Source organism: Arthrobacter sp. P1_A5 (assembly GCF_056406825.1).
This window is the reverse complement of sequence record NZ_JBFTZL010000003.1, coordinates 44,834-71,776: the sequence shown is the minus strand read 5'-3', so window position 1 is coordinate 71,776 and position 26,943 is coordinate 44,834. Positions and strand designations below refer to the sequence as shown.

Here is a 26,943-nt window from a genome sequence, read left to right as displayed (position 1 = left end):
AGCTTACCGTTCAACCCAGCACACAAGTGGTGTGCTGGGTTGAGCGGAATGTATCGCTGAAGTGCCGGCCCAGCACATCACCAGCGATGCCGTTCGAAGCAAATTCATGAGGGGGCAGCATGAGCGTTGAAAACAGCGGTTCATCAACGGAGTGTGCACCGTCGCCGCCCCAGCCGCCCGATGCCAACCATGGCCATCACAGCGGGCCTCCGCAGCCGATGACGGGTAAGAAGTGGGTCCCTGTTCGGAACCGGCGCACGGATAAGCGTGCCGCGAGCGCAACGAAGAGGCGATTAACGCTCCGTGTCGCCACGTTTTGGCATCTCGTCACGGTGTCGGTTACGAGCGCTGCCCTTGTCTTCGCCGGATCAGTGGCCTGGAGTCCCGCGATGGCCCAACTGCTGCCCGGGAGAACGGAGGCTGCCGAAGCCGCCGTCGTCCCCGCCGTTCCGGGGGAACTTCGCGTCACAGCGGCGGGCGATTATTCCACTTCAGCCGCCGCTGCCGGTGTCCTCTCCCGAGTCGGACAGCTCAAACCGGACCTGCACCTGGCCCTGGGTGACCTTTCCTACGGTGCCACCGGAGCAGAGCAGTCCTGGTGCGATTTCGTCACAGCCCGCACAGGCGCGGGCTTCCCGGTCGAGCTGGTGTCGGGCAACCACGAAAGCAACGGACAGAACGGAAACATTAATGATTTTTCTGCTTGCTTGCCCAACCAGCTTCCCGGGGCGGTGGGGACCTACGGCCGGCAATACTACGTCGATGTCCCGCAGCAGAATCCATTGGCACGTTTTGTATTTATCACTCCGGGAATACCTTTTACGGGCGGAACCCCTGACTACTCCGTCGGCAGCCCTCGTTATAACTGGACAGCAGCAGCAATCGACGGAGCCCGGTCCGCGTCCATACCCTGGGTCGTGGTGGCCATGCACACACCTTGCGTCTCGATCGGCATATAYGACTGCGTTGCAGGCACCGACATTACTAACCTGCTTCTCAGCAAGAAAGTGGACGTCGTCCTGAACGGCCATGAACATCACTATCAGCGCAGCAAGCAGCTTTCAGTAGCAGCCGGATGCGCGGGGCTCCAGCCTGGCGTCTACAACCCATCCTGCGTGCGTGACGGGGACAATTCCCTGGCCAAGGGAGCCGGCTCCGTCTTTACAACCGTCGGGACGGGTGGCGTGGGCCTGCGCGATGTCAATACCGCCGATCCAGAAGCACCGTACTTCGCCGCCTATTCCGGCCTCAACCTGAACCCCAGTCACGGCCTGCTGGACATGAAGTTCACCGCCACCACCTTGGACGCCCGATTTGTCGCCACCGACGGCGCGTTCACGGATGCCTTCAGCGTCGCTTCGTCGGGGAGCAATGTGCCTCCAACGGCGTCCTTCAGCTCGTCCTGCTCCAATCTCACCTGTGCATTCGACGCGTCGGCATCCACAGATCCGGACGGCACCATAGCAAGCTATGCCTGGGACTTCGGCGACGGCACCAGCGGCACCGGCCCTTCGCCGTCGCACCCCTACGCCACCCCCAGCAGCTACAACGTCACCCTGACGGTCACTGACAACGGCGGTGCCACGGGCGCGGCAACCCAGACAGTCACAACAACAGCTGGCACAGCACCGTTTGCCCAAGACGCATTCAACCGGGCGGTCACTAATGGTCTCGGCACCGCGGAAACGGGTGGCCCCTGGTCCGTGACGGGTAGCACGAGCGATTACTCCGTGGCCAGCGGGACAGGACGCCTGCGCATCGCCTCTGCGGGCGTCGCCAACTACGCCTATCTGGGTTCTGTCAGTTCCTCGGCCACCGACCTCTACCTCGAGCTTGCGACCGACAAACCCGCCTCGGGTTCCGGCCTGTATTTCTCGGCAGTCGGACGAAGGATTGCGGGATCCGGAGAATACCGGGCTAAGGCCCAAGTGACATCCACGGGCGCTGTGAACCTGTCATTGATAAGGACATCGGCCAGCGGCACCGAAACCACGATCCAGAGTGGCCTCACGATCGGTGGCCTGAACTATGCCGTCGGCGATCGATTGGCAATGCGCCTGCAGGTCACGGGCACGGGGACCACCACCATCCGCGCCAAAGTCTGGAAAGTGGGGACGGCCGAACCGGTCAGCTGGCAGCGCTCCGTGACTGACACGACGGCGGCTCTGCAGGCGGCGGGCGGCATCGGGTTATTCACGTATCTTTCCAGCAGTGCTAACAATGCGCCGATCACTGTGCTGCTGGACAATGTGACGGCGGCGGCCCCGTAGCCGGTTCACGAGCCCTGGGCGCTGTTATCCGACCGGCGCCCAGGGTGTAATACAGGCCTCCGGCCAGGCGGACCGTAGTGAGTGCGGTATTTTTGAACCTGTGCTGATCTCTGACCGCGACATTCGAACCGAAATTGACTCCCAGCGGATTGTCCTCGAACCCTTCGACCCCGACATGGTCCAGCCGTCCTCGGTGGACGTCAGGATCGACAAGTTCTTCCGGCTGTTCGATAACCACAAATACGCCCACATTGACCCGGCCGAGGAGCAGCCCGAGCTGACCCGCCTGGTGGAAGTTGAGTCCGGCGAGCCGTTCATCCTGCACCCGGGGGAGTTCGTCCTTGGCTCCACGTACGAGACCGTGACGCTGCCGGATGACATCGCGGCCCGCCTCGAGGGCAAGTCTTCGCTCGGCCGGCTCGGCCTGCTGACGCACTCGACGGCGGGTTTCATCGATCCCGGATTCTCCGGCCACGTCACGCTGGAACTGTCCAACATGGCCACGCTGCCCATCAAGCTCTGGCCCGGCATGAAGATCGGCCAGCTGTGCTTCTTCCGGCTGACCTCGGCCGCGGAGCACCCGTACGGTTCGGGGGAATACGGCAACCGCTACCAGGGCCAGCGCGGGCCCACGGCCAGCCGCAGCCACCTGAATTTCCACCTCACCAACATCTAGGCGGGACGGCTGCCATCCAGGCCGGACGGCCGCGCCAGGCAGCCAAGCCAGCCTCCCGGCCACGCAGCAAGCGCCGTGTCGCAGGGCGGCAGCGTTACGCCGGGCCCGAGGTCCGGAACGCGGGGCGCCGTGCGGGACGGCGCAGGAGCCGGACCAGCGGCTCCACAAAGCGGGCGGCCAGCGGCCCCACGATCGCCATGATCAGAACGTAGGCGGTGGCGAGGGCTGCCAGATCGGCGGGCACCACGCCGGAGGCWACGGCCAGGCCGGCGATGACAATCGAGAACTCGCCGCGTGCGATCAGGGCCGCGCCCGCGCGGTAGCGGCCGGGAATGCCAATCCCGGCCCGCTTGGCCGCCCAGTACCCGGTGACCACCTTGGTGGCTGCCGTCACCAGGGCCAGCAGCAGGGCCCAGCCCAGGACCGGGGGGATGGACCGGGGGTCGGTGTTGAGGCCAAAAACAACAAAGAAGATGGCCGCGAAGAGGTCACGGAGCGGTTCCAGGACGCGGGTGGCGCTGTGGGCCGTGGCGCCGGAAATCGCGATGCCGAGCATGAAGGCGCCCACTGCCGCGGAAACCTGCATGGCGGCCGCGAGCCCCGCGACCAGAAGTGCCGCGCCCAGCAGGTTGAGCAGGAAAACCTCGGAGTTTTCGCTGTGCACGGCCTTGGACACGTGGTGTCCGTGCCGCAGGGCCACCACCAGGACCAGGCTGACGACGGCCAGGGAGATCCCCACCGTCTGCAGCCCCAGCAGGATGCTGACGCCGGCCAGCGTGGCGGTCAGGACCGGCAGGTACACGGCCATGGCGAGGTCCTCGAACACCAGGATGGACAGGACCACCGGGGTTTCCCGGTTGCCGATGCGGCCAAGATCCGTGATGACCTTGGCGGCGATCCCGGAGGATGAAATGTAGGTGACGCCGCCCATCACCATGGCCCCCACGACGCCCCATCCCAGCATCACCGCGAKCCCGGCACCGGGCAGGAAATTGAGCAGCAGGTCCAGGACGCCGGCCTGCCAGGACCGCCGCAGGCCGGTGACGAGCTCGGACGCCGTATATTCCAGCCCAAGCATAAGCAGCAGGAGAATCACGCCGATCTCGCCGGAAAGGTGCGCGAACTCGTGCATGCCTTCGAGCTTGACCAGGCCCCCGGCCCCGAAGAACAGCCCGCCCACCAGATAGAGCGGGATGGGGGACATGCCGATCCGCCCGGCCAATCTGGCCAGCAGGCCGAGGCAGAAGACGACGGCCCCCAGCTCGATCAGGGTCAGCGCGAGCGGATCCATCCGGCTTATCCGTTGCGGAGGATGCCGGCCGCCGTGTCCAGGCCTTCTTGCGTGCCCACCGCAACGAGGAGGTCACCGGGGTGAAGGACGACGTCGGGTCCCGGGGAGGGCAGGACCTCGCCTTCGCGCATGATGGCCACGATCGAGACCCCGCTGCGGGTCCGGATGCACGCCTTCCCCATCGGCTGGTTCTGGAAGGGTGACTCAGCGCTGATCGAAAACTGGCGCGTGACAATACCCGGGATTTCCCGGTGCGCTTCCGAGAGCTGCATGGCGATGCGCTGGCCGCCCAGGAGGTTGCCCAGGGCGGCGGCCTCATCCGCAGTCAGCGGGACAGAGGCCTGACAGGTGTCAGGATCGTCCCAGGTCGAGACGATGAGTTCCGTCTGGCCCTCGCGGTATTCGACAACGCCGATCCGGCGTCCGGAGGCAGTCATGAAGTCCTTGCGCCGGCCGAGGCCGGGGAGGTCCGTCTCATCCACGTTCATACCCTCAGCCTAGTGCGCGAACCGGTGATTCGGCCGCCTCAGGACTCGGGGACCACCGCGATTTCGGTCTGGTCGGGGGCCTTGACCGGCAGGAGCACGAGCAGGCCCACGAGCAGCACCACCATGATGCCGAGGATGCCCCAGCGCTGGGCCTGGCCCTCCGCTACGAAGGGCGCGGCGACGGCGATGCACAGCGTGAAGAGGGCGGGGGCGAGGAAGCTTACGGCCCGGCCCGTGGTGGCGTAGAGGCCGAAGAGCTCGCCGGATTCGCCGTGCGGGGCGAGCCTGGCGAGGTAGGCGCGGGAGGACGACTGGGCCGGCCCCACGAAGAGGCACAGCAGCAGGCCGAAGACCCAGAACGTGGTGGTCCCGGCCCAGGCCATGCCAAAGAACGTGTAACTGCCGTTGCCGAGGACCAGGATCGCGGTACCCGCGACCAGCAGGCCGGCGAGGGACGCGATAATCACAGTCTTCGGCCCGATCCTGTCATCCAGGAAGCCGCCGAGGATGGCGCCGCCGGCCGCCACGACATTTCCGAAGATCGCGAAGAAGATGACGTCCTTGAGCTCGAAGCCAAAGGTGCCGGCCGCGATCACCCCGCCGAAGGTGAAGACAGCTGCCAGCCCGTCCCGGAAGATGGCGCTCGCGAGGAGGAAGTAGATAGTGTGCGGGCTGGTCCGGTAGATCGCCTTGATGCGCCGGACGAGCAGGCCGTAGGAGGCGAGGAACCCCAGTCCGGCGCCCCGGTCCGAGCGCGGCAGCTCCGGGACCGCGAACAGCACGGGCAGGGCAAAGACGAGGAACCACAGGGCCGAAAACACCGCCACCAGCCGGATGTTCAGGCTGTCCGCGGTGGAGGCGCCAAACCAGTTCACGCTGGGCTGGACAAAAAGCTGGAGCACAACCAGCAGCGCGACGATGCCGCCGAGATACCCCATGCCCCAGCCGAAGCCGCTCACTTTGCCGATGTTCCGCGGGGTGGAGATCTGGGTGAGCATGGCGTTGTAGTTGACCCCGGCAAACTCGAAGAAGACGTTGCCCAGCGCTATGAGCGTGACGCCCAGGATCAGGTAGTCCGGCCGCGGGAAGACAAAGAAGCAGAGCCCGGTCAGGACGACGACGGCGGCCGTGTTGACCCCCAGCCACAGCTTCCGCCGGCCGCCCGTGTCCGAGCGCTGCCCGGTGACCGGGGCCAGGAGGGCAACGGCCACGCCGGCGACGGCCAGCGCGGCGCCCAGGACTGCCGAGGCCTGGTCCTCCCCGCCGAATGCCCTGGAGGTCAGGTAGACGGTGAAAACGAATGTTGTCATGACGGCGTTGAAGGCTGACGAACCCCAGTCCCACGAGGCCCACGCGAGGATCCGGCCCCGGTGCGGGACGGGACTTCCCGATTCCAGTTCCGAGGGGCGCATGGCCTCTGGGGCGGCGGCAGTGTTCATAGCCAGAATCGTAGCCGCCCAGGGCGTCCTCCGAGGGGGAGCGGGAGGGGGTTTTGCCAGCCGGGGTTTAACCCCGGCTTCACATTTGCGTCGAATTGTTCAGCGGCCGATGACCCGGCCAAAAGAATTTGTACACGCTTGGTAAACTGACGGCACCGAACCTAACAAATGACCCGCCTGCTCCAACTTGCTGACAATCGACTTTCTGACGTTGCGGAGATACCAGTGATCACAGTCCTTGCCGTGCACTTTGCGGTGGCTGCTGTGGCCCCGCTGCTGTTCCGAAAGTTTGGCAGGAATTCGTTCTTCGCCCTGGCCGCGGTCCCCGCGGCCTCCTTTATCTGGCTGCTGCTGCAGCACGACGAAGTCTATTCAGGCACAGTCTATTCAGGTTCTGACGGGGCGATCACCGAAGTCATCCCCTGGATTCCCGGCTTGCAGCTCGAACTCGCGTTCCGGATGGATGCCCTGGCCTGGATCATGTCCCTGCTGGTGCTGGGGGTGGGTGCGCTGGTGCTGGTCTATTGCGCCCGCTACTTCAAGGACAAGGACGACTACCTCGGCGGTTTCGGCGCCCAGCTCCTGGCCTTTGCCGGGGCGATGTTCGGCCTCGTTACCGCTGATGACCTTCTGCTGCTGTTCATCTTCTGGGAACTGACCACAGTGCTGTCCTACCTGCTGATCGGCTACGCCCGCACCCGGCTGTCCGCGCGGCGCTCGGCGTTGCAGGCACTCGTGGTGACCACCGCCGGCGGCCTGGCCATGCTCGTGGGGCTCATCATGCTCGGTTCAACGGCCGGAACCTACCGGATCCAGGCCATCATGGATCTGGCTCCCACCCTGGTCGCCGGCCCCGCAGGCGGGGTCGTGAACGCCGCCGTCGTCCTCATCCTGATCGGTGCGATCACCAAATCCGCCCTGGTGCCGTTCCACTTCTGGCTCCCCGGCGCAATGGCTGCCCCCACCCCCGTGAGCGCCTACCTGCACGCCGCGGCCATGGTGAAGGCCGGGATCTACCTTGTGGCCCGGCTGGCCCCCGGATTCGCGGACACCGCGGCGTGGCTGCCGATCGTGCTCGGCCTGGGCCTGGCCACCATGCTGGTGGGCGGCTACCGGGCCCTCCGGCAGACAGATATCAAGCTCATCCTCGCCTACGGCACCGTGAGCCAGCTGGGCTTCATGACCATGGTGGTGGGCCTCGGCACCCCCGACGCGGCACTCGCCGGAATAGCCCTGCTCCTGGCGCACGGGCTTTTCAAAGCCACGCTCTTCCTGGTGGTGGGCATCATCGACCACCAGTCCGGGACGCGGGACATCCGCGAGCTCTCCGGCGTCTACGGATCGGCCAGGGCACTGGCGGTCGTCGCGGCGATCGGCGCGGCCTCGATGGCGGGCGTGCCCCCGCTGGCCGGCTTCGTCGCCAAGGAATCGGTGTTCGAGGCCTTCCTCCAGTACAAGTCGGAGACCGGGACCGGACCCTGGCTCCTGGCCGGTGTGGTCCTGGGCTCCATCCTGACCTTCGCCTACAGCGCCCGGTTCATGTGGGGAGCCTTCGCCCTCAAACCCGGCGTGGAGCCCACGGCCTTCAAGCCGGTCAAACCGGCGTTCCTCGCCGCACCGGCGATCCTGAGCCTCCTCACAATCCTTTACGGGCTGTGGCCTGCCCCCGTTGACGCCTGGATCCAGCCCTACGCGGAGCTTTTTGTGCACGGCTCCGAGGCCCCGCCCGGGCACCTGGCGCTGTGGCACGGCATCACCCCGGCCCTCGGCCTGACCGCAGTGACGTTCGTCCTGGGCCTGGCCATGTTCTACGGCCGCAACGCCGTGGCCCGGCTGCAGGCGCTGGTGCCGGGCTGGATCGACAGCGACCGTGCCTACCAGCTGACGATCGGCGCCCTGGACGACACCGCGGTATGGATCACCGGCCGGACCCAGCGAGGTTCGCTCTTCTTCTACCTGTCCGTCATCCTGACCGTGGCGTTCGTCCTGCCGCTGACGGCGCTGCTGCTGGCCAACAAACCGCTGCCGCCCGGTCTCTATGTCATCGATCCCGGCTCGCCGCTGCAGTTGGTGGCCGGCGCCGGAATCGTGATCGGGGCGCTGGCCGCGGTGCGCGCCAACAAACGGTTCCTGGCCGTCCTGATGGTGTCCGTCACCGGCTACGGGATTGCCATGATGTTCGCCCTGCAGGGAGCCCCGGACCTCGCCCTGACCCAGATGCTGGTCGAAACCATGATCCTGGTGGCGTTCGTGCTGGCCATGCGGAGCCTTCCGCCGGGGCTGCGGGACCGCACCGGCGGCAAGTACAGGGTCATCCGCGTGGTGATCGGCCTGGCATTCGGCGTCACCATGATTTTCGTGGCCATCCACGCCCTCGGCGCCCGGGTGGCGCCGCCGGTCTCCCTGCAGTTCCCGCAACTGGCCTATGAGGGCGGCGGCGGACTCAACGTCGTCAACGTGACCCTGGTGGACATCCGGGTCTGGGACACCTTCGGCGAGATCTCGGTCCTGGCCCTGGCCGCCACCGGCGTCGCAAGCCTCATCTTCGTCCGCGGCCGCGGTGACCGCATCCGGACATCCGCGAGCGTCGCGGAAGGGACAGTGGGCCGGCGCACCGGGGCCAGGGGCAGCACCAGGGAAGACGCCGCCCTGGCGATGAACCGGCGGTTCGCTGCCGCCACTCGCGACGCCTGGCTGGTGGCCGGCCGGACCCTGGCACCCGAACGCCGCTCGATCATTTTCGAGGTGGTCACCCGCCTCATCTTCCACTCGATGATCGTGTTCTCCATCTATCTGCTCCTTGCCGGCCACAACCTGCCCGGCGGCGGCTTCGCCGGCGGCCTCACCGCCGGCCTCGCCCTGACCATCCGCTATCTGGCCGGCGGCCGCTTCGAACTGCGCGAGGCGACACCCGTCGGCGCCGGCACCCTGCTGGGGATCGGACTGGCCACGGCGGCTGCCGCCGGAATGACGCCGCTGCTGCTGGGCGGCGAAGTGTTCCAGAGCGCCATCGTGGAGCTGTGGCTGCCCGTCTTCGGCGACATCAAGTTCGTCACCTCGACCATTTTCGACATCGGTGTCTACGTCGTGGTCGTCGGACTGGCCCTGGATGTGCTGCGCAGCCTCGGCGCGGAGATCGACGAGCACTTCGAAGAGCAACCCGAGACGACCGAAGAGGGGGCCGCCGAAGACCAGGGCAGCGGAGGATTCCCGGCCGGTGTCCCCGCCGGGTCCGCCGACGAGTCCGCCGACGCGGAAACCACTGCCAAGGGGAGAACATGAGCGTCAACCTGACCCTGCTGACGGTCATGGGCGCCCTTTACGCCTGTGGCATCTACCTGCTCCTCGAACGCAGCCTCACCCGGGTCCTGCTGGGCCTCATGCTGCTGGCCAACGCCACGAACCTGCTGATCCTCGCCACCGGCGGCTACGCCGGGCTGGCGCCGCTCTTCGACAAGGACACCGCGGCGGGAGACTACAACGACCCCCTGCCGCAGGCCCTGATCCTGACCTCGATCGTGATCTCCTTCGCCGTCACGGCGTTCATGCTGGGCATCATCTACCGCACCTGGGTCCTGGCCCGCCAGGATGAAATCCAGGACGACGCCGAGGACCGCCGCGTCGCGGAAACGCCAAGCTTCGATGCCGAGGATGACTCCGTGATCCCGGTCGAGACGTCGGAGTTCCCGCTGGCCACGGTCATGTCCGGTGACCGCCCCGTGCGGGCCGACAAGGCCGCCTCTGAAGAACAGCCCGGCTCCCTCAACGTTGACCCCAGCCCGGAAGGAGGCGGAGAGTGAACATCRCCAGCCTTGCCCCGCTCGCCGTCGTACTCCCCATCCTGGGCGCCGCTCTGACCTTCCTGCTCATCCATCACCCCCGGGTCCAGCGCGCGGTCAGCATCGCCGTGCTGACGCTGACACTGCTGCTGGAATGCTGGCTGCTGGCCTCCGTCTGGGATGGCGGGACGGCCGCGGTGAACATCGGCGGCTGGCTGCCGCCCTGGGGCGTCGTGCTGGTGGTGGACCAGTTCTCCTCCCTCATGCTCGTGGTGTCCTCGGCCGTGAGCCTTGCGGTGCTGATCTACGCAACGGGACAGGGCATGGCCGACGGCGACCGCGACGCGCCGGTCTCGATCTTCCACCCGACCTACCTGATCCTCGTGGCCGGGGTGTCCAACGCCTTCCTCACCGGAGACCTCTTCAACCTCTACGTCGGCTTCGAGATCCTGCTGACGGCCAGCTACGTGCTCATCACCCTCGGCGGGACAGGCCCGCGCATCCGGGCCGGCGTGACCTACGTGGTGGTCTCCGTCGTGTCCTCGGTGCTGTTCCTGATCGCGATCGCGATGATCTACGGCGCCACCGGAACCATCAACATGGCGGACCTCGCCATCAAGCTCGGCGACCTCGACCAGGGCACCCGGACGCTGCTGCACGTCATGCTGCTGGTGGCCTTCGGCATCAAGGCTGCCGTCTTCCCGCTGTCCTTTTGGCTCCCTGACTCCTACCCCACCGCCCCGGCCCCGGTCACCGCGGTGTTTGCCGGGCTGCTGACCAAGGTGGGCGTCTATGCGATGGTCCGCACGGAAACGCTGCTTTTCCCGGGGGATGCGCTCAACGCCCCGCTCATGGTCGCGGCGCTGCTGACCATGGTGGTGGGCATCCTCGGCGCCCTGGCCCAAAGTGACATCAAGAGGCTCCTGTCCTTCACCCTGGTCAGCCATATTGGCTACATGGTGTTCGGCCTGGCCATGTCCACCGTGGCCGGCCTGGGCGCCGCGGTGTTCTACGTGGCCCACCACATCACTGTCCAGACCAGCCTGTTCCTGGTGACCGGCCTGATTGAACGCCGTGGCGGCAGCTCGTCCATGGACCGTGTGGCGGGACTGGCCAAGCTCTCCCCGGTCTTGGGGGTCCTGTTCTTCATTCCCGCCATGAACCTCGCCGGAATCCCGCCGTTCTCGGGTTTCCTGGGCAAGCTGGGGCTGCTTCAGGCAGGCGTGGAACTGGGGACGCCGCTGGCCTACGCCCTGGTGATCGGCGGCGTGCTGACGAGCCTGCTGACCCTGCTGGCGATCGCGAGGGTCTGGAACCGGGCGTTCTGGCGCAAGCCCGGGGACGCCGAACACCCGGATCCGGTGCTCCTGGCAGCGCCGGCCGACTCCGCCACGGGTGACCGGGCCGGCAAGACGAATGTGACCCTGCTGCCCCGCACCATGGTGGGCTCCACCCTGGGCCTGGTGGTCTTTGGCGTGGCCCTGACGGTCTTTGCCGGGCCGCTGTTCAGGGTGGCCGACCAGTCCGCCCAGGAGATGCTGGACCGGACCTCCTATATCCAGGCCGTGCTCGGCCCGGACGCGCTCGTGCCGCCGGTGCCTCCGTCGCTCCATCCGGCGCAGGTCCGGGAGGGCGGCGGGAAATGAACCGGAAAAGAATCTCGCTGCGCCAGGAACTGCCGCTGCTGGTCTGGCTCGTCTTTGTCTGGGGCGCGCTCTGGCAGAACTTCAGCCCGGGCAATCTCCTCTTCGGCGCCCTCATCGCGGTGCTCGTGGCGCGCATTTTTTATCTGCCCCCGGTGGAACTCGGCGGCCGCTTCAACGTGCTCCGCGCCGTGCCGTTCGCCCTCATCTTCCTCGGAAAAGTCGTCGCGGCAAGCTTCCAAGTCCTGTACCTGGCCGTGGTCCGCGGCCCCAACGTGGTCAGCGCGGTCGTAGCCGTGCCGCTCCGCAGCCATTCGGACCTCCTGGTCACGGCCACCGGGCACGTGATCTCGCTGATTCCAGGGTCCCTCGTGGTGGAGGTGGACAGGTCGACGTCCACGCTCTACATCCACGGCATCAACGTCCGCAATGCCGAGGACGCGGCCAAGCTGCGCAAAGAGGTCCGGGACACCGAGGCCGGGCTGATCCGGATCATGGGGACCAAAGCCGAACTTTCCGCCCTGACGCTGGAGACCGCCGCATGATGCAGACCGTCCTGACGGTGACCGCCGTCGTCCTGTCCCTGGCCGCCGCGGGGGCGATCGTCCGGATCGCGCGGGGGCCCTCGCTGCTGGACCGGGTTCTGGCCGCCGACGTGCTGCTGGCCATCTTCGGCGCGGCCCTGTGCATCGACATGGCCGCCAACCGGCACCTGAACAACCTGATGCTGCTCGTTGCGATTTCCCTGATCGGCTTCGTCGGCTCGGTCACCGTGGCCCGGTTCGTGGCCGACAGGCGGGAGGGCGTCCGTGAATCCTGACACAGTGATCGACGCCGTCTCCGCCGTGTTCATGGTGACCGGAGCCCTGATGTCCCTCGCGGCCGCCATCGGGCTGCTGCGCTTCCCGGACCTCATGAGCAGAATGCACGCGGCCACCAAACCGCAGGTCCTCGGCCTGTTCCTGCTGCTGGCGGCCCTCGGCCTGCAGATGCGCACCTGGTCGGTGTGGCCCGTCCTGCTGGTGGCCTGGCTCTTCCAGCTGCTCACCGTCCCCGTGTCCGCCCACATGGTGGGCCGGGCCGGCTACCGGACCAAGCACCTGCACCCGGAGCTGCTGAGCTCCGACGAACTCGAGGCGGTAGTCCAGAAGGCCGCCCAGCAGGCGGCCACGCACGGAGCGGACGGCGACGACCGCTGAGCCCCCGACTGGGCCCGGCGGACCCGGCCGGCACGTCGACGGACGCGGCCGGGGCCTTCGACTGCCGCGGCGGGCGCCGCGGCAGGTCGGGTCAGACGACGTCCTGGGTCTTGGCGAAGCGGGTGATCGCGCGCTGGGTGCCGCGGTTGGCGAGCACCTGGATGATGGCGCTGACCGATGCGGAGATCAGGGCGAACGTCAGGGCCGAGCGCAGGGTGGTGGGGACGTCGTCCTCCTGGCCCTTGGGCGGCTTGTTGCCCGTGGACTTTTCCCACAAGGTGTCCACCAGCTTGGTGCCGGCAAAGCCGGCCAGGAGGCTGACGCCGGTGCCGAGCAGCTTGATGAGGATGTTCATTCTTCGGTCTCCTTGGGACGGGAACGGTTTTCCCCTAGCCTAGCGTTCCGGGGTGAGGACCATCCGCAGGGCCTCGACCACGAGTTCGTGATCCGCCTTCTGGGGCAGGCCGGAGACGGTGACGACGGCGACGGCGCCCGTGCCGCGCACGTAAATGGGGAACGCCCCGCCGTGGGCGGCGAACTCCGACTGATCCCACCAGGCGTTGTCCTCGATCCTTCCGCCGGCGGCGCGGGCCCGGAGGCCAACCAGCAGGGACGGGACCTCGTACCGCATGGCGGTGCGCTTCTTGGCGTTGATCCAGCGCTCATTGTCCGGTGTGGCGCCGTCCAGTGCGGCGTGGAAGAGCACCTGCTGGCCTTTGGTGATGTCGACGGCGATGGGCAGCGAGCGTTGCCTGCCCAGCTCGACAAGGAGGAGCCCGAGGTCCAGGGCGTCATCCTTGCTGAACGACGCGAACTGGAGCGCCTCTATCTCGGCCAGCACGCGGCCGATGAGCGCCGCCAGGGAACCCTGCGGCTGCGGCTCGCTGGAGTCGGGATCGTATTCCCCGGAGGGATCTTGGGTGACCGGTGTGTGCGACAAAATATTCCAGCTTTCCGGTGGGTGACGAGGCCGCCCGCTGGCGGGTCCGGGGGTCCGGCACGACGACTCTACCAAGAAGGTTTTCCGGGCCGCCGGGACTGCCGCCGTCCGCTCCGCGATTGTGACGGCACACCACTGAAAACCCGGCCGTCCGGGTGTAAACTAAGCCAGCCCACAAGGGCGAAAATAATTACGACAGGGGAGCGCCGCCGTCGGGCATCGCCGGAACAATCCGGGGAAACCTTTGGTGGGCGCTGAGAGTGCGGACAGCCGCAGACCCTCGAACCTGATCCGGTTAGTACCGGCGCAAGGGAGTCGAGTTCTCAGGGTGCGCGGAGGGCGGCGGAAGCCGAGACCGGCCGGCGCACCCTCCCCTCCTGTTCCTCAGGAGGACGACATGACAGATATTTCAGCACAGCATGGTTCCGCCAGCCGTTCATCCGCCCGGCGCAACTACAGCTGGCGGGTGGTGGACATTGTGGTGGCCGCGTTGATCGCTGTTGCCGGCGGCGTCATTTTCTGGGCCTGGTCCCAGGGCGCGAACCTGATCTCGACTCCGGTCAACGCGGTCTACCCGCCGTTGAGCGGACTCTACGCCGGCGGCTGGATGATCCCGGCGGTGCTGGGCATGCTCATCATCCGCAAGCCGGGCGCCGCGCTCTTCTGCGAAACCGTCGCGGCCACCGGCGAGCTCATCATGGGTTCGCAGTACGGCACCACGGTGCTGATCTCCGGCATCCTGCAGGGCCTCGGCGCCGAACTGGTCTTCGCGGCCTTCCTCTACAAGAAGTTCAACCTGCCCGTCTCCGTGCTGGCCGGCGCCGGCGCGGGCCTCTTCTGCGGCCTGAACGATTCCTTCCTGCCGTGGGGCTGGAACATCGCCTACGAAGCCGGCGACAAGCTCGCCTACATCGTCTTCACCACGATCTCCGGCGCAGTGATTGCCGGCGGACTGGCCTGGCTCGCCACCCGCGGCCTGGCGAAGACCGGAGTGCTGGGCTCCTTTGCCTCCCGCAAGGCCGCCACGGAGCCCGTCTTTTCCTGAGCCCCGTCGCTGAATCCTGCAGAGAATCATGAGATCTTCACCGGGCGTCCGGCCGGCCGCCGTCACGGCCCGCGGCTGGGGCTGGCGGCATGCCGGACGGACCAGACCCGCGGTCAGCGGCCTTGACCTGGACATCCAGCCGGGGGAGCGCGTGCTCCTGCTGGGGCCCTCCGGCGCCGGCAAGTCGACGCTGCTCCACGCCCTGGCCGGCGTGCTGGGCGACGGCGCGTCCGGCGCCTCCGGTGACCCCGGTGACCCCGGCGACCCCGGCGACGCCGAGAACACAGACGAGACCGGCAGCCTCCTGATCGACGGCGCCGCGCCACGGGCGCAGCGCGGCCGCGCCGGGCTGGTGCAGCAGGACCCGGAAACGCAGGTGGTGCTCTCCCGCCTCGGCGACGACGTCGCCTTCGGGGCGGAGAACCTCGCCGTCCCGGCGGCGGAGATCTGGCCGCGCGTGCGCGAGGCCCTCGACGACGTCGGGCTGGGACAGCTGCCGCTGGACCACCCGACGGCGGCCCTCTCCGGCGGACAAAAGCAACGGCTGGCGCTCGCCGGGATCCTCGCGATGCGGCCAGGGCTGCTGCTGCTCGACGAGCCGACCGCCAACCTCGACCCCGCGGGCGTCCTGGAGGTCCGCGACGCCGTCGGCCGCTGCCTGGACAAGACTGGCGCCACGCTGGTGGTCGTGGAGCACCGGGTGGGGGTCTGGAAAGACCTGGTGGACAGGATCGTCGTGCTGCAGCCAGGGTCCGCCACGGACTCGGCGGTCTTGATTGACGGACCGCCGGACCGGGTCCTGGCCGAGGCGCGGGACATGCTCATCGGTGCGGGCGTCTGGGTGCCGGGCTACGTCCCGGCGACGCGGATGCGGACACCGGCGCGGGGCGCGGGACAGACTCTGCTCACGGCCGACGCGCTCGCGGTGTCCCGGGAACGGCCGCGGCGGACCGGGCTGCGCGACGGCTTCCGCACCATCGCGCCGCGTCCGGTCCAGTCCGGGCTCTCCGTCCGGGTCCGCGCCGGCGAGGCGCTGACCATCACCGGACAGAACGGCACGGGAAAGTCCACCCTGGCGCTGACGCTGGCCGGTCTCCTGCGGCCCGTCGCGGGAACAGTCTCGGCCACGGCGGAGCTGAGCAGTCCCGCCACCGGTCACTCCAGCGGTCGCTCCAGTGGCCGCGTACGCGGCGGCGCCGGACCCGATCCCTACCGGTGGAAGGCCCAGCAGCTGATCGCCAGGATCGGAACCGTCTTCCAGGAACCCGAGCACCAGTTCGTTACCGGCAAGGTCCTCGACGAGCTCATGTTCGGGCCGCGCCACCTCGGCTACGGCGAAGACCGCGTGGACGAACTGCTGGAGCGGCTGCGGCTGACGGAGCTTGTGGACGCCAACCCCTACACGCTCTCCGGCGGAGAGAAGCGGCGCCTTTCGGTAGCCACTGTGCTGGCTGCGCACCCCCAGGTGCTGGTCCTGGACGAGCCCACGTTCGGCCAGGATGCCAATACCTGGGCCGAACTCGCCTCGTTCCTCTCCGAGCTCCTTGACGCCGGCACCGCCGTCGTGTCCGTGACGCATGACGCCGAATTCAGCGCCGTCCTCGGTGGCGCCGAACTCCGCCTCCGGCCACGGGAAACCGCCGCCGCGGACGCGCCCGGCCCGGATCTTCAGCTGCCGGAGGGAGCTTCGCCATGAGGGACGCACTGAGCCTGCGCGGCAACCATGCGCTGCTGACCCGAGCCAACCCGCTCGCCAAGTTCACGGCGGTCACCCTGATCACCCTGGTCCTGGCGCTCTCCATTGACTGGGTGTCGGCGTCGGTGGCGCTGGCGTTCGAACTGCTGCTCCTGCCGCTGGCGGGCCTGACTGTGGCCTTGCTGTGGCAGCGCGGCTGGCCGCTGATCCTCGCCGCGGCGCTGGGCGGCTGGAGCACGGCCATCCTGGCGCCCGATTCCGGACCCGTCCTGCTCGATGCGGGGATCTGGTCCATCAGCGCCGGTTCCCTGCAGTTGGGGATCGGCTTCATGCTCCGCGGACTCGCGATCGCCTTGCCCGCGGTGCTGCTGATGAGCTGCACCGACCCCACGGACCTGGCCGACGCCCTGGCCCAGAACGCGAAACTGCCGCACCGGTTCGTCCTGGGCACCCTGGCCGCGATGCGGCTCGTCGGAATCATGGCCGAGCAATGGCAGACCATCGGCATGGCCCGGCGGGCCCGCGGCGTGGGCTCGAGCGGCAACCCCTATCAGCGGTTCCGCGCCACGCTGGGCCAGAGTTTCGGCCTGCTGGTGCAGGCGATCCGGAGCGCCTCGCGGCTCGCGGTGACCATGGAGGCCCGCGGGTTCGGCGGTGCCGCCCGGACCTGGGCCCGGCCCTCAACGTTCAGCGGACTCGATGCCTGGGTGCTGCTGGGCGGGCTCGGCATCGCAGCCGCCGCCGTCGCCGCGGCCCTCGGCGCGGGCACCTGGAACCTCGTCTTCCTCACCCGCCAGTAGACCGTCGCCGCCGGTTATCGCATGGCGTGGGTATCCGTGTGAGATTGACGCCATTCCGGCCGGAATTGCCGTGGTTTATAAATCATGCGTGATATTTTCGGGAGCATGACTCAACCGACTGCTGAACACGTAGGCATCCTGCTCCGCGAGGCGCGCGGCGCCAAGGGCTGGACCCAGGGGCAACTCGCCGCCGAGCTGGGCACCAGCCAGAGCGCCATCGCCCGGATGGAACAAGGCAAGCAGAACCTGAGCCTGAAGATGATCCAGCGCCTGGAGGCGATCGTCGGGCACAGCATCGTCAAGGTGGGCCGGCCCCAGATGACCCACCTGCGCGTCGAGGGCGGCCGCACCCTCGCCGGCGCGGTGGACGTCAACAGCAGCAAGAATGCCGGCGTCGCGCTGTTGTGCGCCAGCCTTATCAACCGCGGCACCACCACGCTGCGCAGGCTTGCCCGGATCGAGGAAGTCAACCGGATCGTGGAGGTGCTGACCAGCATCGGCGTCGAGTGCACCTGGCTCAACGCGAACGACCTCCAGATCCGCCGCCCCGCCGTCCTGGACCTGGCCTCCATGGATGTGGAGGCGGCCCGCCGGACCCGCAGCGTCATCATGCTCCTGGGCCCGCTGCTGGACGAGGCCGACACCTACCGGCTGCCCTACGCCGGCGGCTGCGACCTCGGCACCCGCACCGTGCAGCCGCACATGCAGGCACTGCGCCAGTTCGGCCTTAGCGTGGAGGCGAAGTCCGGGTTCTACGCGGTGCAGGCGCCGCCGTCGGACGGTCACGACCGCTCCTTCGTGCTCAGCGAACGCGGCGACACCGTCACCGAGAACGCCATCATGGCCGCAGCCCACCGCCGTGGCACCACCATCATCCGCAATGCCAGCCCGAACTACATGGTGCAGGATCTGTGCTTCTACCTGCAGATGCTCGGCGTGGACATCGCTGGGGTTGGCACCACCACGCTGAAGATCACCGGCCGGCCGTCGATCGACGCCGACATCGAATACTTCCCGTCCGAGGACCCCATCGAGGCGATGAGCCTCATCACCGCCGGCATCGTGACGAACTCGGAAGTCACCATCCGCCGCGTCCCGATCGAATTCATGGAAATCGAACTCGCCACGCTCGAGCAGATGGGCCAGCGGCTTGAGGTTTCCGGGGAGTACTTTGCCCGCAACGGCCGAACCCGCCTGGTGGACGTCACCACCAAGCCTTCGGAGCTGCGGGCGCCGGAGGACAAGATCCACCCCATGCCCTTCCCCGGGCTGAACATCGACAACCTGCCCTTCTTCGCGGTGATCGCCGCCAACGCCCACGGCCAGACCATGATCCATGACTGGGTCTACGAGAACCGGGCCATCTACCTGACCGAGCTCAACAAGCTCGGCGCCCAGGTCCAGCTGCTCGATCCGCACCGCATTTACGTCAACGGGCCCAGCAAGTGGCGGGCGGCCGAGGTGGGCTGCCCGCCTGCCCTCCGCCCCGCCGCCTGCCTGCTGCTGGCCATGCTGGCGGCCCGTGGCGTCTCGGAGCTGCGGAACATCTATGTCATTGAACGCGGCTATGAGGACCTGGCCGAACGGCTGAACACCATCGGGGCGAAGATCGAGTATTTCCAAGACTGAGCCCCGCGTTGGTGTGGGGCGTTTCGGCGGATCCTGACGCACAATAGATTCATGCGCACCTTCGGYGTGGAGGAAGAACTGCTGATAGTGGACCCCGAATCSGGGATGYTGCTTGCCCTCGCTGACCTCATGCTGCCGAGYCTGGTGCCGCCGCAGCAGGAAGCCGCCAGGGTTCTCCCGGCACAGAAACCGGTCCACGAAGGCGCCGACTTCAGCTACGAGCTCAAGCTCGAACAGATCGAGACCCAGACGCATCCGTGCCTGGAATACACGGAACTGCTCCGGCAGCTCAGGCGTGGCCGGTCCCTTGCGGACCAGGCCGCCCGGGCGCACGGCGGGCGCGTCGCGGCCATCGCCACGTCGCCCCAAGGCTCAGCCACCCACCTGACCCCGAATCCGCGCTATATGACCATGCAGCAGCGCTTCGGGCTCACCGTCCGGAACCAGCTGACCTGCGGCCTCCACGTCCACACCTTTGTGGAGTCCCCGGAGGAGGGCGTGGCGGTAATGGACCGGATCCGCGACAAGCTGGCCGTGCTGATAGCACTCAGCGCGAATTCCCCGTACTGGAACGGGGCCGAGACCGGATTCGAAAGCTACCGCACCCAGGCCTGGAACCGCTGGCCGGGCTCGGGTCCCACGATGATCTTCGGCAGCCTGCCCGTCTACCGCCGCGTGGTCACCCGGCTGGTCGAAAGCGGCGTCCTGATGGATGAGGGGATGGTCTATTTCGACGCACGGCTGGCCCGGCAGCATCCCACCGTGGAGATCCGGGTCGCGGATGTCTGCCTGCGGGCCGAGGATGCTGCCCTGATTGCCGTGCTGGTGCGCGCCCTCGTGGAGTCGGCCGCGCGGGAATGGAACGACGGCGTCGATCCCGCCCCGGTGCCCACGCTGCTGCTGCGGATGGCCGCCTGGCAGGCCAGCAATTGCGGACTGCGCGGGGAGCTCCTGGACTTCGGAACCTTCACCCCGGCCCCGGCCGCGGACGTGGTCAGGGCGCTCGTGGACTTCGTGGCCCCGGTGCTTGAGGAGCAGGGCGAGCTGGAACTGGCGCGCGACGGCGTCGAACGGATTCTTGCAGAGGGCACCGGTTCCCAGCTGCAGCGCGGCCCGTTCCGGGCCGGCGGCCTGCCCGCCGTCGTCGAGCGGGCCATCGAACTGACCACCCAGGGGCCCGTCACCGAGGGGCCGGCAGACAATCGTTCGGTCCTGGGCCGGTTGCGCCCGGCCTGACCGGGAGCCCGCAACAGCTGCGGGTGCGGGACGCCAAAAGAAAATACGGCCGAAGAGGCGCCGCATTTATTGCCGAATGCTGATAGGGAATCACGGTTGTTTAATGATTGCCGCCCAGCCCTTTTCAGTTAACCGTTCCCGGCAGGGCGGCACGCCCCTGTTCGCCTTGCGAAAGCCTGATCCGGGTAGTCGAAACAAGAAATATGAGTACTACCTGTGACCGCCATTAATTCCGTTCACTGAGGTTCGGGTATTGCCTACTCGGGCGCCCTGATAGGCCACTCGCCTTTACTGGAAGAGCAAGTTCAAGGTTTTCCGAAGGTTTCCAGAAGGTCTCACAATGTCACGTAACACGCCGGGGGGCGGTTGTGCTGTGCCACATATGCGCTGGTCAACGTCCTGCAATGCTCGCACAGCCCGCAGTGGCTGCACCTTTCGCCGACGCGGCACCCTGCCAAGGGTGCCGCGAACCGATTCAGAAAATTGCCCCTCCCACTTCCCAAAGCCAGGTTCGCTTATGCGCCCGGCCCTGAAGATCAAATCCGGCCCGGCACTGGGGTGCCGAACAACATAGGAATTGAATTCATATGGTCTCGATTTATGTCTTGCTCATCGTTTTCCTGATTACTTTTGTGGCCGCCGCCGCCCTTGGCCGGTCCTGGTTCCACCGCCGCCTGCGCCGTCCCGAACTGCTTCGCAGGATTTGCCTTCTTGCCGGCTCAACGCTGCTGGTGGCAAATCTGGCCAGCGTTTTCCTCGAGGCGCCCGAGTTGTGGCGGACTGCCGACCTCACGTTTACCCTTGGCGGGCTCGCGTCCCTGGGCGTTGCTTTGACGGCCCTTCGCACCGGGGGGGCCCCGGCCCCCCAGCCGCGCAGAGTTCTGGCCATCGGCGCCCACCCCGACGACCTTGAACTTGCTTGCGGCGGTACCCTGGCGAAGTTCGTAGACTCCGGACACGAGGTGCAGGGGCTCGTCATGAGCGATGGCACCCGTGGAGGGGATCCCCTGGAACGCTCCCTCGACGCGCGGCGCGGCGCGGCGTTCATGGGCCTGACCGGAATGACCCACTACAACTTCACAGACACGGACCTGTTCCGGCACAGCCAGGAAATGGTGGGTGTCATTGAAGCCGCCATCGCCCGCTACAACCCGGACATCATCCTCACGCATTCCAACCACGACCAGCACCAGGACCATCAGGCCGTCCACATGGCGACGCTGCGGGCCGCCCGCCAGCACCACTCAATCCTCTGCTATGAAAGCCCGTCGGCAACGCGGGACTTCAGCCCGAGCGTCTTCATTGACATCGACGACTACCTTGACGCCAAGGTCCAGGCCGTGAGGATGCACAGCGACCAGCTCGCCAAGCCGTATATGACGCCCGAGCGGGTCCGCGGCATCGCCTCGTTCCGCGGCGGGCAGGCGAGGCGCCGGGTCGCCGAAGCCTACGAACCCGTCCGTCTCCTGAGCACGGAAATGGAAAAGCTGTGATGCCCCGCGTGCTGGTCACCGGCGCCGGAGGCCCCGCGGGCCGCGCCGTAGCGGCCCAGCTGAAGTCCCGTGGCGTTCCCGTCCTGGGCACGGACATCCGCGAACTGCCCGCCGGGGCGGGCCTTACCGTCGTCCCGGTGCCCCCAGCCTCGGACCCGGACATGGTCTCGGCTCTGCGCCGGCTTGTCGTCCAGGAGGGCATCAACCTGGTCATCCCCACGGTGAGTGAGGAACTCCCGCAGCTTGCGGGGTACCGTGCCGCCTTCGGGACCGACGTCCGGGTCATCATCGGCGATCCCGGTCCGGTGGCTCTCGCCAACGACAAGCTCTTCACGGCCTGGCAGCTGCAGACCGCCGGGGTCCCCGTGCCGAGATTCGGCGTGCCCAGGGACTTCGCCAATGCCGGTGCCGCCATGGCCGCGCTCGGCGGCCCCATAGTTCTCAAGCCGCGGGTCTCCCGCGGCGGACGCGGCGTGATGGTCATCGACGGCAGCAAACAGGTGGACTGGCACGGCCTGCCGGAAGGCCTGATTGTCCAGGAGTTCATCCCGGGCACCGAATACGGCCCGATGGTCTTCGGCACCCCGGCGCACAACGGGGCCGCACCGTTCGTCGTCGTCGTGGAGAAGACCGAACTGGCGCAGGGCAGCGTGGGCAACGCCGTGAGCACCCGCCGCGCCGAAGCCGGCGAGGCCACGGACGTCGGAAATCTGGCGATGGCGGCCGTCCGCTCGCTGGGCCTCACGGGCCCGGTCGACGTCGATGTCCGCCGGCGTGCCGACGGGACCCCGGTGGTCCTTGAAGTGAACGCACGGTTCGGCGCGAACAGCGGGCGGGCCCCGGAACTGCTCGACGCCGTGCTGGCGTCGTTTGCCCTTCCCTCCTTCAACCCGGCCTCCTTCAGGCAAAGCACAGGAGCGTACGCCAATGTCCTGGTTTAGTTCCGCCTCCGCATCAGCCGTCCCCGGGGCCGAGTACCTCCTGCTCGTCATCGGCCTGCCGATTCTGGTGTTCGGGCTCGTGAAGCTGCTCGTGCTGCCGCTGTCCGTCTGGTTTGAACTCCGTGCGGGGCGCCGCCGCCGCCGCGCAACGCCCACCCTGCTGGATGAGCGGCCCAGCGTGTCGATCATTGTCCCGGCTTTCAACGAGGCGACCGTCATCGAAAACTGCGTCCGCTCCATTCAGCTCACCCTGTACGACCGGTACGAGGTGGTGCTCGTGGATGACGGCTCCACTGACAACACGGCCGGGCTGATGCGCGCGCTCGCCGCGACGGATCCCCGGATCACGGTCCTGACCCAGGCCAATGCCGGCAAGGGGGCCGCCCTGAACCTGGGCATCCGCCACGCCACGGGCGAGGTCCTCATGTTTGTCGACGCTGACGGGATCTTCTCCCAGAACACCGTCAAGCGGATGCTCCAGGGTTTCACAGACCAGCGCACCGGAGCCGTGTGCGGCGACGACAGGCCGGTAAACCTGGACCGGGTCCAGACCCGGATGCTGGCCTTCATCAGCCATGTCGGCACCGGGATGGTCAGGCGCGCCCTGACCATGATCGGCTGCCTCCCGATCGTCTCCGGCAACATTGGGGCGTTCCCCCGCCGGATCCTGGAGGAGATCGGGCCGTTCCGCGAAGACACGGTAGGCGAGGACCTGGAACTCACCTGGCGGGTGCACAAGGCAGGCTACCGGGTGGTCTTCGCCCCGCGGGCGCTGGTCTATGCCGAGTCGCCGTCAACGGTCCGGGCGCTCTGGCGCCAGCGCGTCCGCTGGGCCCGCGGGCTGCTGCAGACCATGGGTGTGCACAAGCGCATGATCGGCAACCTCCGGCACGGACAGTTCGGCGCGTACCTGCTGTTCAACACCATCACCATGGTGGTGCTCCCGGTGCTCCAGATCCTGGTACTCGTGGATCTGGTCTTCCTCACGGCGCTGGGCCGCAGTCCGTTCGGCGCGGACGTCTGGGCAATCCTTGGCTGGGTGGGGCTGTTCATCACGTTGCTGCTCACGGTGTTTGCCCTGGCCATGAACAGGGCGTGGAAGGACCTGCGGCACGCCTGGGCGCTCCCGCTCATCCCCCTCTATTCCGTGTTTACGAGCCTGACCATGGTGACCGCGCTGGTGCAGGAACTCCGCGGCAAGGAGGCGCACTGGAACAAGCTGACGCGGACCGGGGTGGTCAGCGTCACCGCCCCGGCGGTGCGCCCGGACGTCAGCGTTTGAAACGCGGACCGGCTGCCTTCCCTGCCCTTGCGCTCCTGTCGGTGCTGGCGCTTGCCGCCACTGGGTGCGGCGGCCCGCAGGGACCCACGGCGCCCGCCGCGGAGCGCACTGTCGGCGTCGGCTACGAAACTGTGGTCGACGCCGCCTCGACGCTGCCGGAACTGGCCAGACGGCTCGATGAGGTCAACGCCAACAGCGTCACCATCAGCGTGGGGCGGCTGGACTGGACGGCGTTCCCTTGGGACGCCCACCCCGAGGTGGAGGCCGTCCCGGGCCGTGACCACGTCGCCGAAGCGGTCAAGGCGCTGGGGACCGGCGGTGATGGCAGGAAACGCAGGATCACACTGACCATCGACCTGCTGATCCCCGGCTGGATCCGCACCAACCCGGGCCTGGCCGGCATCAACTTCGACGGCACCCGCTCCACGGAGTTCGCCAGCGTCAGCGCACTCACGACGGGACCCGTCGGGGAGCGGCTGGTCGCCTTCGTGGCCGAGGTGACCAGGCGGTACCAGCCGGACGCCGTGGCCTTGACGGAACTGATGTTCGATAACAACACCTACGGCGGCGACGACCGCGACTCCTACCGGCTGGCCAGCGGCGGGACGGACTGGCCGCGGCTCGCGAACGGGGCCATCGACGTCGAACACCCCGGCCTCGGGGCCTGGCGGTCGAAGGCGGTGGCAGCCATCGTGGCCAAGGCGGCGGCGGCCGCGCACGCGAACGGCGCCACGCTCGACATGGACGTCCGGGCGCCGTGGCACGATCCCGCCGCCGACCGGCCGGAGAGCGGCCATGACTACGGGCTGCTCGCCGCGGCCGCGGACCGGCTGGTCTTGTGGGACTACTTCGGGCTCAACGACGCCGCTCCGGCCTACTCCGCCGAGCTGGCCGCGGCCATGGCCAAGCGGTCCGGGAAGTTCGCCATCTCGGTCGGGATGTGGGCCCAGGACGGGCGCATCTCCGCCGCGGACCTGGCGGCCGGGCTGGAGGCGTCTGTCTCCGGCGGGGCGGCCGCCGTCGCCGTCACACCATCCAGCATGCTCGACGACGCCGCCTGGCGGGCGCTCAAGGCGGCCTGGGCCTGAGCGGCCATGGCCCCGGACCTGCTTGAGGGCCTGGACCTGCTTGAGGGCCTGGACCTGCTTGAGTGCCTAGACCTGCTTGAGCGCCTGGCCGAGGTCGCGGATCAGGTCCTCGACGTCCTCCAACCCCACCGAAAGCCGGACCACGCCGTCGCTGAGCCCGATCGCCGCGCGGCCTTCCGGGCCCATCGCGCGGTGCGTGGTGGTGGCCGGGTGCGTGATAAGCGTCTTGGCATCGCCCAGGTTGTTGGAGATGTCGATGATCCGCAGCGCGTCCAGGAGTGCGAACGCGGCCTGCTTCGCCGTGCGCCCGGGGGAGGGCTGCAGTTCCAGGGTGAGCACGGTCCCGCCGGCCTTCATCTGCTGCACTGCGAGCGGGTACTGCGGGTGGGACGGCAGCAGCGGGTACTTTACCCAGCCGACCGCAGGCTGTCCCTCGAGCCATTCGGCCAGCCGCAGCGCGGAGGCCGAGGAATGGTTGACGCGCAGGGCCATGGTCTCCAGGCCCTTGGTGAGCACCCAGGCGTTGAACGCCGAAAGCGCCGGACCGGTGTGCCGCATGAGCTGCTTGACGGGCCCGTCGATGAATTCCTTGGTGCCCAGGATGGCTCCGCCCAGGACGCGGCCCTGGCCGTCGATGTGCTTGGTGCCGGAGTAGACCACCACGTCCGCGCCGAGGTCGCCGCAGCGCTGGAGCAGCGGGGTGGCGAAGACGTTGTCAACCACCACCGTGGCGCCGGCCGCGTGCGCCAGTTTGCTCACGGCGGCGATGTCCACGATTTCCTGCATCGGGTTCGACGGCGACTCGAAGAACACCGCGGTGGTCGGCACGGACAGCGCGGACTGCCACTGCTCCAGGTCCGGACCGTCTACGAAGACCGTCTCGACACCCCAGCGCGGCAGGATTTCGTTGAGGATCACGAAGCACGAGCCAAACAGCGAGCGGGCCGCGACCACCCGGTCGCCGGCCGCCAGCAGCGCGCCCAGGGCGGTGAAGACGGCGGACATGCCGGACGCCGTCGCGAAACACGCCTCCGTTCCCTCGAGCAGCCGCAGCCGCTCCTGGAAGGTGGCGACGGAGGGGTTGCCGTAGCGGGAGTAGACGAAGCGCTCGTCCTCCCCGGTGAAGGCGCGCTCGGCGGCGGCCGCGGACTCGTAGACGAATCCTGAGTTGAGGAAGATCGGCTCGGTGGTCTCCTGGAAGCCGGTGCGGTCAAGGCCGCCACGGACAGCCTGGGTGTCGGCCGCCCAGCCGGCGGCGTCGGGATTGAAAGTCACTTAGATCTTTCCGAGGTTGGTGGGCAGGCCGCGGTTCTTCCAGCCATTGACGGTGCGTTCGCCAAAGCGGTCGGTCTCGCCTTCGAAGCCCTCAAGGACGTTGTACGAGGTGTAGCCGGCGGCCGTCGCGGCCGTCGCGGCGCCGATCGACCGGGCACCGGAACGGCAAAGGAACACCAGTTCGACGGCGGTGTCCGCCGGCGCCTGCTGCCTTAGCTGTTCCACGAAGTGCGGGTTCGGCGTGCCGCCGGCAAGGTTCCACTGGATGAAGAGCGGATCGTTGCGGCTCTCGCCCGCGGCCGCGGTGTCCGGGATGCCGATGTGGGCCCATTCGCCTTCGGTCCGGACATCCACCAGGATGGCTCCGGCCTCCAGCTTGGCCCACGCCTCCTGCGGGCTGAGGTCTCCGGCGTAGCTCATGCGTGGCCCGCGAAGGCTCCGTCGGCGCCAAATTCGTCGGCGTCGAGCTCATCAACCGCATTGGCCACGGCGGCGTCCGCACTGGCAATCGCGGCCGGCAGGACCAGCGCCTGCGCCACGATCACGGTGCTTCCGTTGAAGCTGGCGGCGGGGCTTCCATGCAGCACGTAGCCCTCGGCCAGGGCGGCTGACACCCGCTCGCAAAAGGCGCGGTCATCCGCGCCGGTGAACAGGCGGTAAGCCAGCCTCTCCGCGCCGGGTGCTGAACCGGGTGTGGCTGTTGTGGGTATTGACGTCTCGGGCACGACGGATC

General features: G+C 67.8%; 25 protein-coding genes and 1 riboswitch. Of the genes, 17 read left to right on the top strand and 8 right to left on the bottom strand.

Translation table 11 applies throughout. The features are described from left to right. Positions 1–119 precede the first annotated feature (119 nt). On the top strand, positions 120–2,270 hold the full coding sequence (locus AC1D1S_RS01875) for a PKD domain-containing protein (protein WP_476993585.1): 2,151 nt from the start codon (positions 120–122) through the stop codon (positions 2,268–2,270). A 100-nt stretch (positions 2,271–2,370) separates the two neighbouring features. Next, positions 2,371–2,946 carry a dCTP deaminase gene (gene dcd / locus AC1D1S_RS01870; RefSeq protein ID WP_476943263.1) on the top strand — a complete coding sequence of 192 codons (576 nt, stop codon included), beginning with the start codon at positions 2,371–2,373 and terminating at the stop codon, positions 2,944–2,946. Between the two features lie 94 nt (positions 2,947–3,040). On the opposite strand, the gene AC1D1S_RS01865 is transcribed toward dcd, so the two are convergent. From AC1D1S_RS01865 to AC1D1S_RS01855, 3 genes are read right to left on the bottom strand one after another with little or no spacing between them, the layout of a single operon-like run. Continuing rightward, a complete protein-coding gene (locus tag AC1D1S_RS01865; protein ID WP_476993584.1) occupies positions 3,041–4,237 on the bottom strand; it encodes a cation:proton antiporter in 1,197 nt (398 codons plus the stop codon). 5 nt (positions 4,238–4,242) lie between these two features. Further along, the gene (locus tag AC1D1S_RS01860; RefSeq protein WP_018774037.1) at positions 4,243–4,725 is read right to left on the bottom strand and encodes a cation:proton antiporter regulatory subunit; all 483 of its coding nucleotides are present in this window, start codon (positions 4,723–4,725) and stop codon (positions 4,243–4,245) included. A gap of 38 nt (positions 4,726–4,763) precedes the next feature. Beyond that, positions 4,764–6,164, bottom strand: coding sequence for an MFS transporter (locus tag AC1D1S_RS01855; protein WP_476945927.1), 1,401 nt, complete (start codon positions 6,162–6,164; stop codon positions 4,764–4,766). Positions 6,165–6,389: 225 nt separating this feature from the next. Between AC1D1S_RS01855 and AC1D1S_RS01850 the strand changes: the two genes are divergently transcribed. Genes AC1D1S_RS01850 through mnhG form a run of 6 tightly spaced genes read left to right on the top strand, consistent with a single transcriptional unit; the run spans position 6,390 to position 12,785 of the window. Next, positions 6,390–9,446, top strand: a complete 3,057-nt coding sequence (locus AC1D1S_RS01850; protein WP_476993583.1) for a Na+/H+ antiporter subunit A — start codon at positions 6,390–6,392, stop codon at positions 9,444–9,446. Then, complete coding sequence (locus tag AC1D1S_RS01845) at positions 9,443–9,964, top strand: Na(+)/H(+) antiporter subunit C (protein ID WP_476943260.1); 522 nt, start codon at positions 9,443–9,445, stop codon at positions 9,962–9,964. Before AC1D1S_RS01850 ends, AC1D1S_RS01845 begins: the two co-directional genes overlap by 4 nt. After that, positions 9,961–11,589: a Na+/H+ antiporter subunit D gene (locus tag AC1D1S_RS01840; protein ID WP_476993582.1), complete on the top strand. Its 1,629-nt coding sequence runs from the start codon at positions 9,961–9,963 to the stop codon at positions 11,587–11,589. Before AC1D1S_RS01845 ends, AC1D1S_RS01840 begins: the two co-directional genes overlap by 4 nt. After that, a complete protein-coding gene (locus AC1D1S_RS01835; RefSeq protein WP_243180567.1) occupies positions 11,586–12,131 on the top strand; it encodes a Na+/H+ antiporter subunit E in 546 nt (181 codons plus the stop codon). The genes AC1D1S_RS01840 and AC1D1S_RS01835 overlap by 4 nt, the downstream gene beginning before the upstream one ends. Continuing rightward, positions 12,128–12,406, top strand: coding sequence for an MrpF/PhaF family protein (locus AC1D1S_RS01830; RefSeq protein WP_018774043.1), 279 nt, complete (start codon positions 12,128–12,130; stop codon positions 12,404–12,406). The genes AC1D1S_RS01835 and AC1D1S_RS01830 overlap by 4 nt, the downstream gene beginning before the upstream one ends. A 31-nt stretch (positions 12,407–12,437) precedes the next feature. Continuing rightward, complete coding sequence (mnhG, locus tag AC1D1S_RS01825) at positions 12,438–12,785, top strand: monovalent cation/H(+) antiporter subunit G (RefSeq protein ID WP_476943266.1); 348 nt, start codon at positions 12,438–12,440, stop codon at positions 12,783–12,785. 91 nt (positions 12,786–12,876) lie between these two features. Here the strand turns inward: mnhG and AC1D1S_RS01820 are convergent, their stop codons facing one another. Then, positions 12,877–13,140 (bottom strand): DUF4235 domain-containing protein, encoded by a 264-nt coding sequence (locus tag AC1D1S_RS01820; protein ID WP_028275389.1) that lies wholly within the window; start codon positions 13,138–13,140, stop codon positions 12,877–12,879. Between the two features lie 39 nt (positions 13,141–13,179). Further along, a complete protein-coding gene (locus AC1D1S_RS01815) occupies positions 13,180–13,725 on the bottom strand; it encodes a heme-degrading domain-containing protein (RefSeq protein ID WP_028275390.1) in 546 nt (181 codons plus the stop codon). A 187-nt stretch (positions 13,726–13,912) separates the two neighbouring features. After that, positions 13,913–14,056, top strand: a riboswitch (TPP riboswitch). A 66-nt stretch (positions 14,057–14,122) separates the two neighbouring features. Between AC1D1S_RS01815 and AC1D1S_RS01810 the strand changes: the two genes are divergently transcribed. The 9 genes from AC1D1S_RS01810 (at position 14,123) to AC1D1S_RS01770 (ending at position 24,935) form a co-directional block, all read left to right on the top strand. Next, positions 14,123–14,770 (top strand): ECF transporter S component, encoded by a 648-nt coding sequence (locus AC1D1S_RS01810; RefSeq protein ID WP_028275391.1) that lies wholly within the window; start codon positions 14,123–14,125, stop codon positions 14,768–14,770. 28 nt (positions 14,771–14,798) lie between these two features. Next, positions 14,799–16,466 (top strand): ABC transporter ATP-binding protein, encoded by a 1,668-nt coding sequence (locus tag AC1D1S_RS01805; protein ID WP_476993581.1) that lies wholly within the window; start codon positions 14,799–14,801, stop codon positions 16,464–16,466. Continuing rightward, positions 16,463–17,266 carry an energy-coupling factor transporter transmembrane component T family protein gene (locus tag AC1D1S_RS01800; RefSeq protein ID WP_476943255.1) on the top strand — a complete coding sequence of 268 codons (804 nt, stop codon included), beginning with the start codon at positions 16,463–16,465 and terminating at the stop codon, positions 17,264–17,266. Before AC1D1S_RS01805 ends, AC1D1S_RS01800 begins: the two co-directional genes overlap by 4 nt. Positions 17,267–17,371: 105 nt before the next feature. Next, a complete protein-coding gene (locus AC1D1S_RS01795; RefSeq protein ID WP_028275394.1) occupies positions 17,372–18,895 on the top strand; it encodes a UDP-N-acetylglucosamine 1-carboxyvinyltransferase in 1,524 nt (507 codons plus the stop codon). A gap of 51 nt (positions 18,896–18,946) precedes the next feature. Next, positions 18,947–20,131, top strand: coding sequence for a glutamate--cysteine ligase 2 (locus AC1D1S_RS01790; RefSeq protein ID WP_476993580.1), 1,185 nt, complete (start codon positions 18,947–18,949; stop codon positions 20,129–20,131). 587 nt (positions 20,132–20,718) lie between these two features. Next, complete coding sequence (locus tag AC1D1S_RS01785) at positions 20,719–21,624, top strand: PIG-L deacetylase family protein (RefSeq protein ID WP_476993579.1); 906 nt, start codon at positions 20,719–20,721, stop codon at positions 21,622–21,624. Continuing rightward, on the top strand, positions 21,624–22,565 hold the full coding sequence (locus tag AC1D1S_RS01780) for an ATP-grasp domain-containing protein (protein ID WP_476993590.1): 942 nt from the start codon (positions 21,624–21,626) through the stop codon (positions 22,563–22,565). The genes AC1D1S_RS01785 and AC1D1S_RS01780 overlap by 1 nt, the downstream gene beginning before the upstream one ends. After that, entirely contained in the window at positions 22,552–23,847 is a 1,296-nt protein-coding gene (locus tag AC1D1S_RS01775) for a glycosyltransferase family 2 protein (protein WP_476993578.1), read from the top strand. The genes AC1D1S_RS01780 and AC1D1S_RS01775 overlap by 14 nt, the downstream gene beginning before the upstream one ends. Next, the gene (locus tag AC1D1S_RS01770) at positions 23,844–24,935 is read left to right on the top strand and encodes a hypothetical protein (RefSeq protein WP_243180574.1); all 1,092 of its coding nucleotides are present in this window, start codon (positions 23,844–23,846) and stop codon (positions 24,933–24,935) included. Before AC1D1S_RS01775 ends, AC1D1S_RS01770 begins: the two co-directional genes overlap by 4 nt. Before the next feature lie 66 nt (positions 24,936–25,001). Here the strand turns inward: AC1D1S_RS01770 and AC1D1S_RS01765 are convergent, their stop codons facing one another. Genes AC1D1S_RS01765 through AC1D1S_RS01755 form a run of 3 tightly spaced genes read right to left on the bottom strand, consistent with a single transcriptional unit; the run spans position 25,002 to position 26,935 of the window. Beyond that, positions 25,002–26,210 carry an O-succinylhomoserine sulfhydrylase gene (locus AC1D1S_RS01765; RefSeq protein ID WP_028275399.1) on the bottom strand — a complete coding sequence of 403 codons (1,209 nt, stop codon included), beginning with the start codon at positions 26,208–26,210 and terminating at the stop codon, positions 25,002–25,004. Further along, positions 26,211–26,630, bottom strand: a complete 420-nt coding sequence (locus tag AC1D1S_RS01760) for a rhodanese-like domain-containing protein (protein ID WP_243180575.1) — start codon at positions 26,628–26,630, stop codon at positions 26,211–26,213. Further along, positions 26,627–26,935: a DUF1737 domain-containing protein gene (locus AC1D1S_RS01755; protein WP_243180576.1), complete on the bottom strand. Its 309-nt coding sequence runs from the start codon at positions 26,933–26,935 to the stop codon at positions 26,627–26,629. Before AC1D1S_RS01755 ends, AC1D1S_RS01760 begins: the two co-directional genes overlap by 4 nt. Positions 26,936–26,943 lie beyond the last annotated feature (8 nt).

Excerpts from the sequence above, each read along its gene's own strand:
- mnhG (WP_476943266.1), top strand. The coding sequence starts at position 12,438 with ATGGTGACCGGAGCCCTGATGTCCCTCGCGGCCGCCATCGGGCTGCTG.
- AC1D1S_RS01810 (WP_028275391.1), top strand. The coding sequence starts at position 14,123 with ATGACAGATATTTCAGCACAGCATGGTTCCGCCAGCCGTTCATCCGCC.
- AC1D1S_RS01845 (WP_476943260.1), top strand. The coding sequence starts at position 9,443 with ATGAGCGTCAACCTGACCCTGCTGACGGTCATGGGCGCCCTTTACGCC.
- AC1D1S_RS01775 (WP_476993578.1), top strand. The coding sequence starts at position 22,552 with ATGTCCTGGTTTAGTTCCGCCTCCGCATCAGCCGTCCCCGGGGCCGAG.
- AC1D1S_RS01820 (WP_028275389.1), bottom strand. The coding sequence starts at position 13,140 with ATGAACATCCTCATCAAGCTGCTCGGCACCGGCGTCAGCCTCCTGGCC.
- AC1D1S_RS01855 (WP_476945927.1), bottom strand. The coding sequence starts at position 6,164 with ATGAACACTGCCGCCGCCCCAGAGGCCATGCGCCCCTCGGAACTGGAA.
- AC1D1S_RS01780 (WP_476993590.1), top strand. The coding sequence starts at position 21,624 with ATGCCCCGCGTGCTGGTCACCGGCGCCGGAGGCCCCGCGGGCCGCGCC.
- AC1D1S_RS01760 (WP_243180575.1), bottom strand. The coding sequence starts at position 26,630 with ATGAGCTACGCCGGAGACCTCAGCCCGCAGGAGGCGTGGGCCAAGCTG.
- AC1D1S_RS01830 (WP_018774043.1), top strand. The coding sequence starts at position 12,128 with ATGATGCAGACCGTCCTGACGGTGACCGCCGTCGTCCTGTCCCTGGCC.
- AC1D1S_RS01800 (WP_476943255.1), top strand. The coding sequence starts at position 16,463 with ATGAGGGACGCACTGAGCCTGCGCGGCAACCATGCGCTGCTGACCCGA.
- AC1D1S_RS01860 (WP_018774037.1), bottom strand. The coding sequence starts at position 4,725 with ATGAACGTGGATGAGACGGACCTCCCCGGCCTCGGCCGGCGCAAGGAC.
- AC1D1S_RS01785 (WP_476993579.1), top strand. The coding sequence starts at position 20,719 with ATGGTCTCGATTTATGTCTTGCTCATCGTTTTCCTGATTACTTTTGTG.
- AC1D1S_RS01805 (WP_476993581.1), top strand. The coding sequence starts at position 14,799 with ATGAGATCTTCACCGGGCGTCCGGCCGGCCGCCGTCACGGCCCGCGGC.
- AC1D1S_RS01795 (WP_028275394.1), top strand. The coding sequence starts at position 17,372 with ATGACTCAACCGACTGCTGAACACGTAGGCATCCTGCTCCGCGAGGCG.
- AC1D1S_RS01835 (WP_243180567.1), top strand. The coding sequence starts at position 11,586 with ATGAACCGGAAAAGAATCTCGCTGCGCCAGGAACTGCCGCTGCTGGTC.